Origin of the sequence: Microbacterium timonense (genome assembly GCF_900292075.1) — a bacterium.
Taxonomy (GTDB): domain Bacteria; phylum Actinomycetota; class Actinomycetes; order Actinomycetales; family Microbacteriaceae; genus Microbacterium; species Microbacterium timonense.
This window is the reverse complement of sequence record NZ_OLMV01000007.1, coordinates 25366-39634: the sequence shown is the minus strand read 5'-3', so window position 1 is coordinate 39634 and position 14269 is coordinate 25366. Positions and strand designations below refer to the sequence as shown.

Sequence of the window (14269 nt, the reverse complement as noted above, 5' to 3'; positions counted from 1 at the left end):
CGCTCAGGCCAAGTCGAGCGGGTTGTCGACGGGTCTGGCCGGCGGCGGCGTGAGGATGAGCCTCGTGCGCTCCTGCATGTAGCCGATCGCCTCGTCGTTGTCCGGTCCCTTCAGTCCGCTGTGCGTCGTCTGCGTGATGAGCTCGGTGCTCGCGTTCAGCAGGAACGTCGCATCGATCTCATTGCCGTCCATCCCGATCCCGCGCAGCGTCACGCTGTCACTCATGTGGGCCGAACCGAGTGCGCGCGCGTACTCCATCAGCCAATCGGCGGCGTCGTCATCGAGGAGGAGCGCCTTGTCTGCGTACGTCACGTGCTTCATGCGCCCCACAGTGCGGGCACCCCGGCAGGATCACACACACCGTTGACACGGCGTGCGATGCATGCATCCGGCCCGGACGGGACGGATGCCGCTCACCGCGTTCGATCGGCGGCGGCATCCTCACCCGCGAGGCCGGATGAGCAGTCCCTCGCGACCGGGTAGCGCGGGCATGCGGCGCAGGTCGACGCGAAGGTCCTGCGCGGGAACGTCCCACGTGGCCCTCGCGAGTGCGCGCGTCAGGACCCGCAGGAGGTCCACGGTCGCCGGCTCGCCCGGACAGCGGTGGCCGTCCGGCATCGATCCGGCACCCTGGACGATCACGTGGTGATGCTCGGGGACGGCGAAGCGGGATGGGTCGAACCGGTCGGGGTCGGGCCACACGCGCGGGTCGCGCTGGGTCGCGAAGAAGTCCACGAGCACCCAGTCGCCCGGCGCGAACGTCACCCCGCGCCACGTCTGGGCGCCGACGGCGCGGCCGCCGATCGCGGGGAAGAACGGGGCGGTCCGCCGCACCTCCTCCGTGAACGCGAACAGCTGATGGTCGTCGGTGACGACCCGTTCACGCCAGACGGGATGCCGGTGCAGCGCCAGACCGGCGAACCCGACGAACCAGGCGACCGCGACGGTCGGGCGCAGCAGGTTGAGCAGCTCGATGGCAGCCGTGCCCTCGTCGAGCGGTCCGCCCGCCTCCCGATGCTGCAGGAGCCGGCCGAGCGGGGTATCCACATCGCCCGACCCCGATGCCCGGTGTTCGCGCACCACGGCGCGAGCCCACCGTTCGGTCTGGAGTCGACGGCGCCTGCCGTACCAGTTGCGGGGACCGAAGGCGCCCGCCCCGTCGAGCATCGCGTGGAACTCGTCGGTGCGGGCGCGCTGCTCGAGCGCCGATGACTCCACGCCCAGCCACCGCAGTGCCGCGTCGGTGAGCACACGCTCCGCCGCGCGGATCAGCGACACAGGCTCCGACGCCGCGACCCACCGGCTCCAGTGCTCCTCCCATGCCTCGGCGGTGCGGTGAGCGAGGGCGGCGCGGTGCTCGTCGGTCATGAGGTCCAGGAAGATGCGCTTGCGTCCACGGTGCGCCGGCCCCTCCAGCGTCTGAACGCTCCCCTCGTCCTGCAGCGAGTGGAAGGCCGAACGCGGCATCCCCCCGACCCGCCGGAAGCGACCCTCGCCGTAGAAGAACTCGGCCGCATCGGTCCCCCGCAGCATGGTGGCCGTGCGTCCCAGCAATCGGGTGCGGAACGCATCCGTCCCGTGCTCTTCAAACCGGCGTCGGCCGAACGCATACCCCTCCGTGAGGAAACGCAGCGACTGATCGCCGGGGATGTGGATGAGCTGCACCTCGTTCCCGGTGCCCGAGGTCGTCTCGGGAGTCGTCGCTTCGGACATCGGCTCTCCTCTCCGCGAACCGACGCTACGCACGTCCGCGCGCGGTGCGCAGGGGCTTGCACGCCGTCATGGGCGCGGGTATGTCTGTCGGATGTCGGTGCCCGGTGGTTTGCTGGCCGACATGGACATCGCGACCTCGGCGGACGGCACCGCCATCGCCTACCACGTCACCGGAGACGGGCCCACCGTCGTGCTCGTCAACGGCGCGCTGTCGACCGCCGCCGACGCCGCCGGGCTCGCCGACGCGCTCGTGGACGCGGGATTCCGCGCGGTCACGTGGGATCGCCGTGCCCGGGGCGCCAGCGGCGACGCCCGTGGGTCCACTCCGCAGCGCGAGGTGGAGGATCTGGCAGCGGTGATCGGTGCGGTCGGCGGCGACGCCGCGGTGCTCGGCCACTCATCGGGCGCGGTGCTGGCGCTCGTGGCCGCCTCGCGCGGCGTGCCGATCCGCGGGCTGTTCCTCTCCGAGCCACCGGTGCGCTTCGGCGTCGACGAGCCGGCCGACGACCTCTCCGAACGGCTGCAGGCATTGGTCGACGACGGCCGGCCCGACGAGGCCGTCGTCACGTTCCAGCTCGAGAGCGTCGGGCTGCCCCGCGAGATGGTGGACGCCATCCGGGCCAGCGACCAGTTCGCGCGGATCGTCCCGCTGGCACAGTCGACCGTCTACGACACGAACCTCGTGCGCGAGGTCTCCACGCCGACACCCGACGTTCTCGATGTGCGGGTGCCCGTCACGGTGCTGCGCGGACAGCAGACGTTCCCCGTGCTCGTCACTGCCGCCGATCGCCTCGCCGAGCGGATCGGCGGCGCGGAGCTCGTGATCGTCCCCGAGTCCGTCATGCATCGTCCCGATCCCGCGGCGACGGCGCGGGTCGTGCGCGAGCGCCTCGCGTAAGCCTTACCCGTTGAGCCGATCGAGCAGGTCGACGGCTGCCCGCGCAAACTCGCCGATCCAGCGATCGTGGATGCGCTTGATCGGCAACGGCGCCAGCGACAGGTGACGCTCCCGGCCGATCTTGCGGCCCGTGACCAGCTCCGCCCGCTCCAGCACGCGGAGGTGCTGGAGCACCGTGGTGCGGTCCACCTCGGGGAACCGGGCGCATAGCGCTCCCGTGGTCAGCGGCTCCGCCTTGAGTGCGTCGAGCATGCGCCGTCGCAGGGGTGCGGCAAGTGCCTTGAACACGAGGTCGTCGTCGCCTCCCTTGCTCTCGGCATCCGTCATGTTATAAAACTACAACATGTCTGATGAACTCACCGAACTCTCCTTCACCGTGTCGGGTCGCGTCGGCCGCCCGCCCGCCGACGTGTATGAGGCCGTCGCCGACCCCGAGCAGCTGTCGCGGTACTTCACGACCGGTGGCGCGCGGGGCCGGCTCGAGGCGGGCGCCGACGTCACGTGGGACTTCGCGGACTTCCCCGGACGGTTCCCCGTCACCGTCGTCGAGGCCGACCCGCCGCGTCGCCTCGTGATCCGCGGGGAGGCACGGGAGGGCATCGACGCCGAAACCACGACCACGTTCGAATTCGAGCCGGTCGACGACGGCGCCCGCACGCTGGTCACGATCACGGAGTCGGCGTGGCGGGCGACAGCCGGGGGTGCCAAGAGCGCGTTCGGCAACTGCGAAGGCTGGACCGGGATGCTCGCCGCACTCAAGGCGTGGGTCGAGCACGGCATCAACCTTCGAGAGGGCTTCTACGCCTGACCCGGCACATTCCGGACACCTCCTCGGCGGAACACGTCAGCTGCGCGGCGGGTTGGCGGGAAGCCACTCGTCGAGGGTGGTGGCGAAGACCTCGACACCGTCGACGGGCATGAGGGTGCGCTCCTGCATCCGCGCTCCGAAGTACGGCGCGTCGGGGTCGGTGACGACGGTGCGGGCATCACCACGGAACGCCAGCCCGCGCCGCACGAGCTCGTCCAGTCCCATGACCTCCGGCCCCGCGATCTCGATGTCGGCGTTCAGCGGGGAGCCGGCGGCCGTGCGGGCGACGGCGGTGGCGACGTCTTCCGCGGCGATGGGCTGCATGAGCGCCGGGGGCAGCCGCACCTCGTCGTCGCCCGAGGTCGCGGCGATCCCGCCGATGAACTCGAAGAACTGGGTGGCGTGCACGATCGAGTAGGGGATGCCCGATTCGCGGATGAGCTTCTCCTGCGCCGCCTTGGCGTGGAAGTAGGCGATCTCCTGCGGGCGGTCGGTGCCCACGACGGTCAGCGCGACGTGGTGCCCCACGCCCGCCTCGCGCTCGGCGGCGATGAGGTTGCCGGTCGACGTCGTGAAGAACTCCATGACGGCGGCCGGCTCGAACGAGGGCGAGTTCGACACGTCCACGACGACATCCGCACCCCGCAGCGCCTCGGCGAGCCCCTCGCCCGTCACCGCGTTCACACCCGAGTTGGGCGACGCGGCGATCGCCTCGTGACCGTGGTCGGTGAGCTTCGCGACGACCTTCGAGCCGATGAGTCCGGTGCCGCCGATCACGACGATTCTTGCCATGATGTGCCTTTCGTGTCTGGAGCGCCGAGCGCGCTCACCAACTACGACCGGCGAGGCCGTCGATGTGTGACACGGGGCGGCGGACCGCTCAGGCGATGCGCGTTCCGGACGGCAGCCGCCCGGCCGGCGTCCGCGTCCTCGACCATGACCACCACAGCAGGCCCACCGCGAGAAGCGCCTGCAGCGCCATTCCGATGAACCAGCTCGGGGTGGATTGCGCGCTGACCTCCTCGGGCGTGCGCTGGTCGCCGTTCTGCGGCCGGGGCGCGCAGTCGTCCCATCGCTGATCGAGGTCGGGCGGCTGCTGCGCCGAGCGCACTCCGGTCTTGATCTGCCCGAAGAGGTCACGCGGATAGCCGTTCTCGTCGAACTGCGCGGGGGTCGCGTCGGCCAGGATCACGAACGGATTCGCGGCGAGCAGCCACCACACGTAGTCGAACCGTGGCACGTCGTAGGTCGACGTCCGCCACGGCCCGCACGAGAGCTCCGCATCCTCATCGCACGGGTACGCCTCGCTCGACTCCTCACCGGGGAAGCACGGCACGGTGTCACCGCTGTAGGCGTCGTACTCGAAGCTGCGACTGCTGCTGGTCACCTCGGAGCGCAGCGTGAGACCCACGAGCGCGAACGCGATGAGCGTGCCGATCACCAGCGCGGCGACGACGAGATAGGTCGTGGCGACCGAGAACAGCGGACGCGGGAGGATGCCGCTCAGCGCGACGCCGATCGCCGCGATGACGCCCACCTCGAACACCAGCACGAGCAGCGAGACCGTGATCGTCGCCGGGTCGCCGCCGCCGGCGACGGTCGCGAGCACCAGGAACGGGATGGAGACCGCGACGAACGCGAGACCGGTGATCCAGGCGGCCAGCACCTTGCCGAGGAGGATCTCGGCGGTGGTCGCCAGCGTCACCTGGACCGGTGCCAGGGTCGCAGCATCCCGATCGCCGTTGACGGCGTTGCCGCTGAGCGTCGGTGAGACGAGCACGACGAGCAGCAGTGTGATGTAGACGATCGTCGAGTAGGTCGCGCTCCCCGGCTGGGGAACCGACCCCCAGGCGAGGAACGACAACGCCGTGACGATCACGAGCAGCAGCGCGAAGACGCCGAGCAGCACGTACCAGGCGACGCTGCGGGTGCGCTGCGTGAGTTCGAGTCCGACGATGGTGCCCAGTCGCTGGCCGTTCACGGTGCCGTCCCTTCCGGCGCCTGCGGCGGCCGACCCTGACCGAGCTGGAGGAACGTGCCCTCGAGGGTGCCCTGGGCTGCGGCGAACTCGACGACGTCGAGGTGCGAGGCCACGAGGTCGCGCAGCGCGCGGGCGGCGGCATCCTCCGACTCGAACGACACCAGCACGTCTCTGCGGTCGACCGCCACCGTCTCGGGCGGCACGCGCAGAGCCGTCGCCACCCGCCCGGCGGCCTCCTGCCCCTCGATCCCCGCCAGCCGCACCCGCCACGGTCGTGCCCGTCGGGAAGCCGCCTCGACCCGCGCGGGGTCGACGGTCGCCCCGGCCAGGAGGAACACGGCGTCGTCGACGACCTCCTCCAGCTCCGAGAGGATGTGGCTCGAGACGAGCACCGTGCGCCCCTCGGCCGCGAACCGGCGCAGCAGCTGCCGCAGGTCGATGCGGGCCTGCGGGTCCAGCCCCGAGGCCGGTTCGTCCAGCAGCAGCACCCGCGGGTCGTGGACCAGCGCGCGAGCCAGCCCCAGACGCTGCTTCTGCCCGCGCGAGAGCACACGGGCAGGCGCATCGGCGAGATCGCGGAGGCCGACATCGGCGAGGAGGACATCGGCGCGAGCGGATGCCTGAGGCTTCGGCATCCCGTACAGCCGAGCCGTCGTGACGAGCGTCTCTCGCGAGGTGAGCGCGTTCCAGGCGCCGAGAGCGTCGGGCATCCAGCCCAGCAGTGCCCGCGCCGCCTGCGGCTGCGCCACCGGGTCCACCCCGTCGATGCGGATCGCGCCGGCGTCGGGCGCCAGCAGCGACGCGAGCATCAGTAGGAGGGTCGTCTTGCCGGAGCCGTTGGGACCGACGAGACCCGTGACCCGTCCGGCGCGCGCGTGCAGCGTCACGTTGCGCACGGCGTGCACATCGCCGAACGAGCGCCGCAGCCCGTCACGACGATGCCGGGCTCCACGACGGCCGCGGGCGGTCCGGCCGGGGCGGGATGCTCGGAGGTCACGCGCCCACCCTAGTGAGCCTCGTCGACCTTCACCGGCTTCACCGCCGGAGCGTCACGGACGGAAGAACGCCACTCCGAGGTCCGGGTGGTCCACGAAGACGCCGTCCACGTCGGCGTCGCGGATGACGCCCCACTCTGCTTCCCAGTCGCCGAATGCGGCAGGCCCGCCCCGGCCGCGGAACTGGCCGATGAGGAAGCGGTTCTCCGGCCGGCACGTCCAGGTGAACACGCGCAGTCCGCGCTCGTGGGCGTCGGCGACCACGCGCGACCGGCCGCTGGGGCGCCCGAGCCGGTCGGGTGCGAGGATCATCCGCTTGTCGATGCTGATGCCGTCGACGCGGCCGGCCAGCCCGTCCAATCCGGCGGGCGTGGCCGTCTGGGCGTAGGTGAGCGCCTGCTCGCCCTGCGCGGTGAACAGATCGAACGGCCGACCCGACGCCTCGAGCAGGTACACGTAGGCCGCGCGGATGCCGCGCTCCTGGAGCGCGAAGATCACCGTCGACTCGAACGATTCGATCGTCAGCGGCAGCTCACCGGCCGCCCACCCCGCCGCCCGCAGCTCGGCAGCGACGAGGGCCGCGACATCCCAGCCGAGCGAGGCGAAATAGGTCGCGTGCTTGATCTCGAGCACGACGCCGATCTCCCGGCCATGCTCGAGCGATGCGGCGCGGACCTGCCCGAGAAGCTCCGCGAGCCGCATCACCGGCTGTTCGTCGTCGAAGGTCGCGCTCGACGGCCGCAGCTTCGGGATGCGTTCCCGGCAGCGGAGGGTCGCGAGCTCCTCCCACGTGAAGTCCTCGGTGAACCATCCGCTCAGCTCGACCCCGTCCACCGTCTTCGTCGTGCGGCGGTCGGCGAACTCCGGGCGGTCGGCGACATCCGTCGTGCCCGAGATCTCGTTCTCGTGGCGCACCACGAGCACTCCGTCGGCCGAGACGACGACATCGGGCTCGACCGCGTCGACGCCCATCTCGAACGCGAGCGCGTACGACGAACGCGAGTGCTCGGGCCGGTAGCCGGGCGCGCCCCGGTGGCCGATGACGAGCGGGGACGGGCGCGGCACCGTCCCAGCGTAATCACGGCATCCGTTCATAGTCGTCTCACAGCCGGCGCCCGTGCCCGGCGGGTGACCGGTCGGATAGTGTGGATCAACAGCACCGTGCTGGGATTTCCTTGACATTGGAGTGTGAGAGCAGTGGCCCTCAACAACCCCGCGTTCAACAACCCGGCCTTCCAGGATCCGAAGGCCGTTCAGACCTATCCCGGGGGCGCGCAGGCGGCGAACCTGGGTGGACAGACTCAGTTTGCGACGGCGCAGCGAGCCGGAACGGATGCCGCAGCCCAGGCGCAGCTCGAGGGCATGTACGCCGCCCCGTCGGCCGGCGCCGTCGAGACCGGTCGCATGACCGTCGAAGACACCGTGTGGAAGACGCTGGGACTCTTCGCCGTGCTCATCGCCTTCGCCGCCGTCGGCTGGGTGTGGACGCTCGGCGGCACCTCCGCGACGCAGGCGAGCCAGGTGGGCGTCCTTCCGTGGGTGATCGGCGCGCTCGGTGGCTTCGTGCTGTCGATGGTCGTCATCTTCAGCTCGCGCAAGAAGGTCCGTCCCGCGCTGATCTTCGCCTACGCCGCATTCGAGGGGCTCTTCGTCGGCGGCATCTCGGCGTTCTTCGAGGTCATCTGGGAGGGCATCGTCCTGCAGGCGACCCTGGCGACGCTTTCGGTGGTCGGCGTGACCCTCGCCCTGTTCGCCAGCGGCAAGATCCGCGCGTCCAAGCGGGCCACGAAGATCTTCCTCGTCGCCATGCTCGGCTACCTGCTGTTCTCGCTTGTGAACATCGGGCTCATGCTGTTCAACGCCCCGATCGCCGGCGGCGCCTTCGGCCTGCTGAGCCAGGAAGGCCCGCTGGGCATTCCGTGGGGCGTCATCATCGGCGTCTTCGTCGTCATCATGGCGGCATACTCGCTGGTGCTCGACTTCGACAACATCCAGCAGGGCGTCCGCAACGGCGCCCCGCGCCAGTACGGCTGGCTCGGCGGTTTCGGCATCATGGTGACCGTGGTGTGGCTGTACGTCGAGATCCTCCGCATCATCGCGATCGCACGCGGCAGCAACTGACGCGTCTGCGCACTGAACGGCCGCCCGGAAACCCGGGCGGCCGTTGTCGTCTCGGCCCCTTCCCCGTATCGCTCGTAGTGCTGGCGGCTTAGGCTGAAGCCGATCCGAGGAGTGGCATGCCATGCATCGACGGCTCGGCGTCTTCGGCGTCGTCGCACTGCTCTGCCTCACCGCGTGCGCAGGAGGTCCCATGACCGAGTCCGATCAGCCCTCGTCGACCCGGACGCCGTTCACCACCACGACCCGGGGGCCGATCGCACCGACCGGAGAGCCGGCGACCGTGTCGCCCGCCCGATGGGACGCCATCGTCGCCGATCTCGCCGAGCGCGGCGTGACCGGTACCCCGGAGCTCGTCTCGGCGCACGCCGTCACATGGAAGAGCGGCGCCCTGGGGTGCCCGTCCCCTGGCGTGTCGTACACGCAGGCGCTCATCGACGGCCTCCGCGTGCTCGTGTCTGCCGACGGCACCACTTACGACTACCGGTTCGGCACCTCGGACACTCCGCTGCTCTGCGCCCGCTGACAGCCAGCGGGCGCAGAGCAGCAGCGTTGTCTTACTTGGCCTTCACCAGGATGGCCTCGTCCTTGCCCGCCGCGTTGTCCAGCACGACGACCATGACGCCGAGCGGGTGCTGCGCGGTGAAGGCCGGCGCGTTCACGTCGACCGGCACCGCGAGGCTGCCGCCCACCGGCACCGACACGAACTGACCGTTCGTCAGCGCAGGGGCCCACGGGTCATAGGTGGCGACGCCGTCCACCGCATCCTCGCCGTCGTTGACCGACGAGAAGCTCTGCACCGAATAGTCGAACGGCCCGGCGGTCAGGCCGAGGTCGCTCGCCACCACCGGCAGCAGGATCGTGCTGCTGTCGGTCGGCGCGGACGCGTTGAAGCCGGTGGCGAACGTCTCGCCGCTGGCCACATCGAACGCGAACACCTGCGAGATGCCGTTGGCGTCGCCCGCGGTCACGAGTCCGCCGTCGGCCGAGAACACCACCCAGTCCGGTGCGCCGTCGCGATCGACGTCGATGACGACGTCGAACTCGTTGGCCGCGGCGTTCGACCACCGGTTGTGCGTGTTGACCGCGAACACCAGCAGCTGGTCGCCGCCGATGTCGAAGGACTGCACGCCCGCGGCCCGCAGGTCGTACCCCGTGTCGGTGAACGCCTTGGGCGCGTCCTTGCCATCCTCGAGACCCCACGTGTAGAAGTCGGCGTCGGCCGCGAAGGCCGCCGCCTTGTTCTTGAGGTCGACCGAGACCTGGCCGTCGACGGGCTCACCCTTCTTGGTCACCTTCAGGTGTCCCGACGTCGACACATCGGTCGTCGCGCGGGGCACGAGCAGGTACGGGACCCGCAGCGTGTCACCGGCCGAGGTGAACACCACGTCGCCCGAGAACTCGGAGAACGCGAACCCGCCCGCTCCCGAGCTGCCCACGGCGCCGGCCGGGGCGTCGAGGGTGACGGTCACCTTGGCTGACCGCCCGGCGGGCACCGTCACCGAAGTGGGCGTGACGCTGACCGTGGCCGCCTCGGACTGCCCGGAGGCCTCCGTGCCGACCGTGTAGATCACCGCCTGGCTGCCGTAGTTCGTGAGCTGAACGGTCTTCTTGCCCTGGAAGGCGCGTGCGCTCTCCTGGAAGCCGAAGCTCAGCGCCGCCTCGCGCAGCCGGCCGTTGTCGGTCTTGAAGGCGTCGCCGGTGGCCGTGACCTGCTGGGCCACGACCTGAGCCGGGTCGACCAGCCCCACGCCGCCGCGCACCAGGTTCTGGCCCGCGACCTTCTCGGGGTCCGCCGTCGACGTGATCACCGAAGCGACCTCGGCGGCCGTCCACGCGGGATGCGCCTGCACCGCGAGCGCCGCGACACCCGCCACGTGGGGCGAGGCCATCGAGGTTCCCGAGATGGTCGCCGGGCCGTTGCCCGTGCCGACCCCGGTGGAGACGATCGAGACGCCGGGCGCGGCGACATCCACGCCGAGCGCGCTGTCGCCGCTGCGCGGACCGCTCGAGCTGAACGACGCGTAGCCGCGGTAGCCCGGGTTCGCGAGGTCTGCCGGGGCGACCGTCGCCGATTCGCCGTCGACCAGCGCGTCGCCGTCCGAGGCGCGAACGCCGAGGAACGGGATGGTGACCGTGTACTCCTCGCCGGTGTCGGGGTTGGACGTGATCTGTCCCTCGAACGGCGGGTAGTCGTCCGTGGTGTTGATCATCACGGCTGCTGCGGCACCCGCCTGTTGCGCGAAGATCGCCTTCGCGACACGGGCGCACACCCCGCGCGTCGAGACGGCGAGCTGGTTGCCGCCGACCGTGACACCGGCATGCTGGTAGGCCGCGACCGAGCAGCCGAGGGATTCGTCCTCGTCCGAGGTGGCAGGGTCATCGGTGAGCCGCACGACCGTCATGGCGGGAAGCCCGGTCAGGACGGCGTCGTTGGCGTTGATGGCAGGAACCGTCACCCCGCCGACGGTGATCTCGGCACCGGGGAACGACTCGGTGCTGTCCACCGCTGCGACCGAGATCACACCGTCGCCGTTGCCGGCGAGGTAGGGGCTGGGACCCTCGTTGCCCGCCGACTTCACCACCACGACACCGGCGCCGATCGCGTTCGAGACGGCGACCTCGTCGGGGTCGTCGGCGCGGCCGAACGGCGAGCCGAGCGACATGTTGATGACGTCCATGTCGTGCTCCACCGCCCAGTCGATCGCCGGCACCACGACGTCTGTCGAGCCGCCGCAGCCGAACACGCGCAGGGCGTAGACGTCGGCCTGGGGCGCGACACCGGGGCCGATCGTCCATTCGGCCGAGGCGGTCGACGCGTCGTAGGGGCCGGTGTAGGTCTGGCCGTCGGCCGTGACGCCGCTGCCGGCAGCCGTGCCGGCGACGTGGCTGCCGTGTCCGTTGCAGTCGAGCGGGTTGGGGTCGGGCTTGGGCACCGGCTGGTAGTCGGGCGACGCCGGGTCGGCGTTGTATGTGTCGCCGACGAAGTCATAGCCGCCCTTGACACGGGGCGCGTCGGGACCGAACTGGGCCGGATCGGCGGGCTGCGTCTCAGCCGCGTTGGCCGCCGCGTATGCCTCGGGCGTTCCCGCGCCGCCGAAGTTGGCGTGGGTGTAGTCGATGCCGGTGTCGATGACGGCGACCTTGATGTTCTCGCCGGTGTAGCCGGTGTCCTGCCACACCTGGGGAACACCGAGGAACGGCACCGAGACGGCGTTGTCGAGCGTGTAGGTCTTGACCGCGTGCACCGCGACGACGTTGGGCAGCGCTGCCACAGCGTCGACCTGCTCGGCGGGGATCGAGGCCTGGATGCCGTTGTAGGCCGACTGCATCGTCGCCTCGACCCGGCCGTCCTTGCTCTTGATGGACCCCACGACCGGATCCTGCGCGGACTTCAGCGAGTTCTTGATCGCCTTCCGCTCGGCGGCGCTCAACTCGCTGCCCTTCTTGGCCTCGGCCACGGCGACGGGGTCGCCGGCCATCTCGACGATGACGGTGACCCGTCCGTCGGCGCCGACACTCTGGGGACGGACGGTGGTGCCGACCGCGCCCTTCGTGTCTGATTTCTCGAACCGTGACGACGGGTCGTCGTCAGGCGCGGCCGCCATGGCGGCGGTGGGTGTCGCGATCGCGAGCGCAAGTGCGCCGACAACCGCCAGGGAACGTCGGAACAAGGGGACCCTGCTTTCTCCGTGCACGGACTGCGCGGTACGGGCGGCACGCTATGTCCGATTTTCGGATCCGTCAACAGGAAACTCTCAGGGTGAGCACACCGCTCAGTGCCGGGGGGCCCCGAGCCCGCGTTCTGCTCTCAGCGGAACGACGTCGATCGTCGGGGCGCCGCGTTCTATCGTGAGCGCATGGCCGAGATCATCCCGCTGCCGGCGAAGACGCCGCGTCCTCCTCGAGAGCCGGAGCCGCTCTGGCGTGACGCCCTGGGTGAGCGCCTGAGGCGGCTGCGCCATGAGCGCGGCGAGCGCCTGGCCGACACCGCCGATCGTGCCGGCGTGTCGCCGCAGTACCTCTCGGAGATCGAGCGCGGCCTCAAGGAGCCGTCGAGCGAGATGATCGCGGCGGTCGCCGGGGCTCTCGAGGTGACGCTGGTGGAGCTCACCGCCGCCGTCGTCGACGACCTGCGCTCGCATGCGGCAGAGCGCGCCGTCGTGGGATGCCGCGCGACCTACGCGCTGGCCGCCTGACACGCGACGCAACCCCTGGCCGCGGCATCCTCTCGTCGCTAGCGTGGAGCGGGTGACGCCTGCGAAGTCGGAAGCCGAGATCCTCGAGATCGACGGGCACGAGGTGCGCGTCTCGAGCCCCACCAAGGTGGTGTTCCCGGAGCCGGGGCTCACGAAACTCGACATCGTGCGGTACTACCTGGCCGTCGCAGACGGCGCGCTGCGCGGTGCGGGCGGCCGGCCGATGGTGCTCAAGCGCTTCCCGAAGGGCATCGATCAGGAGCCCTTCTTCCAGAAGCGGGTGCCGGAGAACCACCCGGACTTCATCGACACTGCGACGCTGCAGTACGCGCGTGGCACGTCGGCCGAAGAGGCGGTGATCCGGGATGCCGCGGGGCTCGCCTGGGTCGTCAACCTCGGGTGCCTCGACCTGAACCCGCACCCGGTGCGCGCGGAGGACCTCGATCACCCCGACGAGCTGCGCATCGACCTCGACCCCATGCCGGGCGTGGACTGGTCGCAGATCGTGGATGTCGCGTTCGTCGCGCGGGAGGTGCTCGACGACGTCGGCCTCGTCGGCTGGCCCAAGACGAGTGGCTCACGAGGCATGCACATCCTGGTGCGAGTCGCGCCGCAGTGGGACTACAAGCAGGTGCGGCTGGCGGCGGAGACGCTGGCGCGCGAGGTCGAGAACCGCGCGCCCGGGCTCGCCACGGCTCGCTGGTGGAAGGAGGAGCGCGGCGAGAGCGTCTTCGTCGACTTCAACCAGAACGCCAAGGACCGCACCGTGGCGTCGGCGTACTCCATCCGGCCGCTGCCCGATGCCCGGGTGTCGACGCCGCTGGACTGGGATGAGGTGCGCTCGCGCCGTCCCGAGGAGTTCACGGTGCTCACGGTGCCGCAGCGGTTCGCCGACCTCGGCGACCCGCACGCCGGCATCGACGACGCCGTCGGCACCCTTGACGGCCTGCTGCGGCTCGCCGAAGAGCTCGGCCCCGCTGAGAAGCCGCCGCGCGGGGGCGACGGCTCGGGCAGGCGGCAGTCCACCATGCCGCTCATCGAGGTGGCCCGCACGAAGGCGAAGTCCGAGGCGATCGCGGCGCTGGACGAATGGACCAAGCGGCACCCCGACGCCGCGAAGCAGCTGCATCCTGCCGACGTGCTCATCGACGGCATGCGCGGGTCGAGCTCGCTGTGGTACCGCGTGCGCGTCAACCTGCAGCACGTGCCGGAGGCCGAGCGCCCTCCGCAGGAGGAGCTGATCGCCGACTACGACCCGTGGGAGGGCAAGGTCTGGCCCGGCGGCGCCAGTCGTTGAGCGGAGTGCCCTCCCGCGAGAGGGGACCGGAGGCCCCGGTCGTTGAGCGGAGCGCGCTCTCACGAGAGGCCGCGTTTCGTCTCGCTTCGCTCGCTCAACGACCGGAGGCCCCGGTAGCGCCGAAGCGGTCCGGCACGAGGGCGCGTTTCGTCTTGCTTCGCTCGCTCAACGACCGGAGGCCCTGGTCGTTGAGCGGAGCGCGCTCTGGCGCGCGCAGACGAAACGCGATCTGGTACGAGGCCGCGTTTCGACTCGCTTCG

The 14269-nt window shown here is 70.7% G+C and carries 14 protein-coding genes; 6 read left to right on the top strand and 8 right to left on the bottom strand.

Going from position 1 to position 14269, the window contains the following annotated elements:
* Positions 1-3: 3 nt before the first annotated feature.
* On the bottom strand, positions 4-321 hold the full coding sequence (locus C9992_RS16090) for a hypothetical protein (protein ID WP_146145344.1): 318 nt from the start codon (positions 319-321) through the stop codon (positions 4-6).
* 120 nt (positions 322-441) lie between these two features.
* Positions 442-1713 carry a cytochrome P450 gene (locus C9992_RS16085; RefSeq protein ID WP_106816658.1) on the bottom strand — a complete coding sequence of 424 codons (1272 nt, stop codon included), beginning with the start codon at positions 1711-1713 and terminating at the stop codon, positions 442-444.
* A 121-nt stretch (positions 1714-1834) separates the two neighbouring features.
* Between C9992_RS16085 and C9992_RS16080 the strand changes: the two genes are divergently transcribed.
* Positions 1835-2611: an alpha/beta fold hydrolase gene (locus C9992_RS16080; RefSeq protein ID WP_106816657.1), complete on the top strand. Its 777-nt coding sequence runs from the start codon at positions 1835-1837 to the stop codon at positions 2609-2611.
* Positions 2612-2614: 3 nt separating this feature from the next.
* Here the strand turns inward: C9992_RS16080 and C9992_RS16075 are convergent, their stop codons facing one another.
* Positions 2615-2938 (bottom strand): ArsR/SmtB family transcription factor, encoded by a 324-nt coding sequence (locus tag C9992_RS16075; protein WP_106816656.1) that lies wholly within the window; start codon positions 2936-2938, stop codon positions 2615-2617.
* A 16-nt stretch (positions 2939-2954) separates the two neighbouring features.
* Here C9992_RS16075 and C9992_RS16070 point away from each other — a divergent pair, with 16 nt between their 5' ends.
* Complete coding sequence (locus C9992_RS16070) at positions 2955-3419, top strand: SRPBCC domain-containing protein (RefSeq protein ID WP_106816655.1); 465 nt, start codon at positions 2955-2957, stop codon at positions 3417-3419.
* Between the two features lie 36 nt (positions 3420-3455).
* On the opposite strand, the gene C9992_RS16065 is transcribed toward C9992_RS16070, so the two are convergent.
* From C9992_RS16065 to C9992_RS16050, 4 genes are all read right to left on the bottom strand, one after another.
* Entirely contained in the window at positions 3456-4211 is a 756-nt protein-coding gene (locus C9992_RS16065; protein ID WP_106816654.1) for an SDR family oxidoreductase, read from the bottom strand.
* An 88-nt stretch (positions 4212-4299) separates the two neighbouring features.
* Complete coding sequence (locus tag C9992_RS16060) at positions 4300-5400, bottom strand: ABC transporter permease (protein ID WP_106816653.1); 1101 nt, start codon at positions 5398-5400, stop codon at positions 4300-4302.
* Positions 5397-6296: an ABC transporter ATP-binding protein gene (locus C9992_RS16055; protein WP_235008288.1), complete on the bottom strand. Its 900-nt coding sequence runs from the start codon at positions 6294-6296 to the stop codon at positions 5397-5399. Before C9992_RS16055 ends, C9992_RS16060 begins: the two co-directional genes overlap by 4 nt.
* 153 nt (positions 6297-6449) lie before the next feature.
* The gene (locus C9992_RS16050) at positions 6450-7460 is read right to left on the bottom strand and encodes a glycerophosphodiester phosphodiesterase family protein (RefSeq protein WP_106816651.1); all 1011 of its coding nucleotides are present in this window, start codon (positions 7458-7460) and stop codon (positions 6450-6452) included.
* A gap of 132 nt (positions 7461-7592) precedes the next feature.
* Between C9992_RS16050 and C9992_RS16045 the strand changes: the two genes are divergently transcribed.
* Together C9992_RS16045 and C9992_RS16040 are read left to right on the top strand one after the other, a co-directional pair.
* Positions 7593-8516, top strand: coding sequence for a Bax inhibitor-1/YccA family protein (locus C9992_RS16045; protein WP_106816650.1), 924 nt, complete (start codon positions 7593-7595; stop codon positions 8514-8516).
* 190 nt (positions 8517-8706) lie between these two features.
* A complete protein-coding gene (locus C9992_RS16040; protein WP_235008287.1) occupies positions 8707-9039 on the top strand; it encodes a hypothetical protein in 333 nt (110 codons plus the stop codon).
* A gap of 31 nt (positions 9040-9070) precedes the next feature.
* Here C9992_RS16040 and C9992_RS16035 read toward each other — a convergent pair whose 3' ends face one another.
* A complete protein-coding gene (locus C9992_RS16035) occupies positions 9071-12187 on the bottom strand; it encodes a S8 family peptidase (protein WP_235008286.1) in 3117 nt (1038 codons plus the stop codon).
* A gap of 186 nt (positions 12188-12373) precedes the next feature.
* On the opposite strand from C9992_RS16035, the gene C9992_RS16030 reads away from it, so the two are divergent.
* Together C9992_RS16030 and ligD are read left to right on the top strand one after the other, a co-directional pair.
* Positions 12374-12712, top strand: a complete 339-nt coding sequence (locus C9992_RS16030; protein ID WP_106816748.1) for a helix-turn-helix domain-containing protein — start codon at positions 12374-12376, stop codon at positions 12710-12712.
* Positions 12713-12764: 52 nt separating this feature from the next.
* On the top strand, positions 12765-14009 hold the full coding sequence (gene ligD / locus C9992_RS16025) for a non-homologous end-joining DNA ligase (protein WP_106816648.1): 1245 nt from the start codon (positions 12765-12767) through the stop codon (positions 14007-14009).
* Positions 14010-14269: the final 260 nt, after the last annotated feature.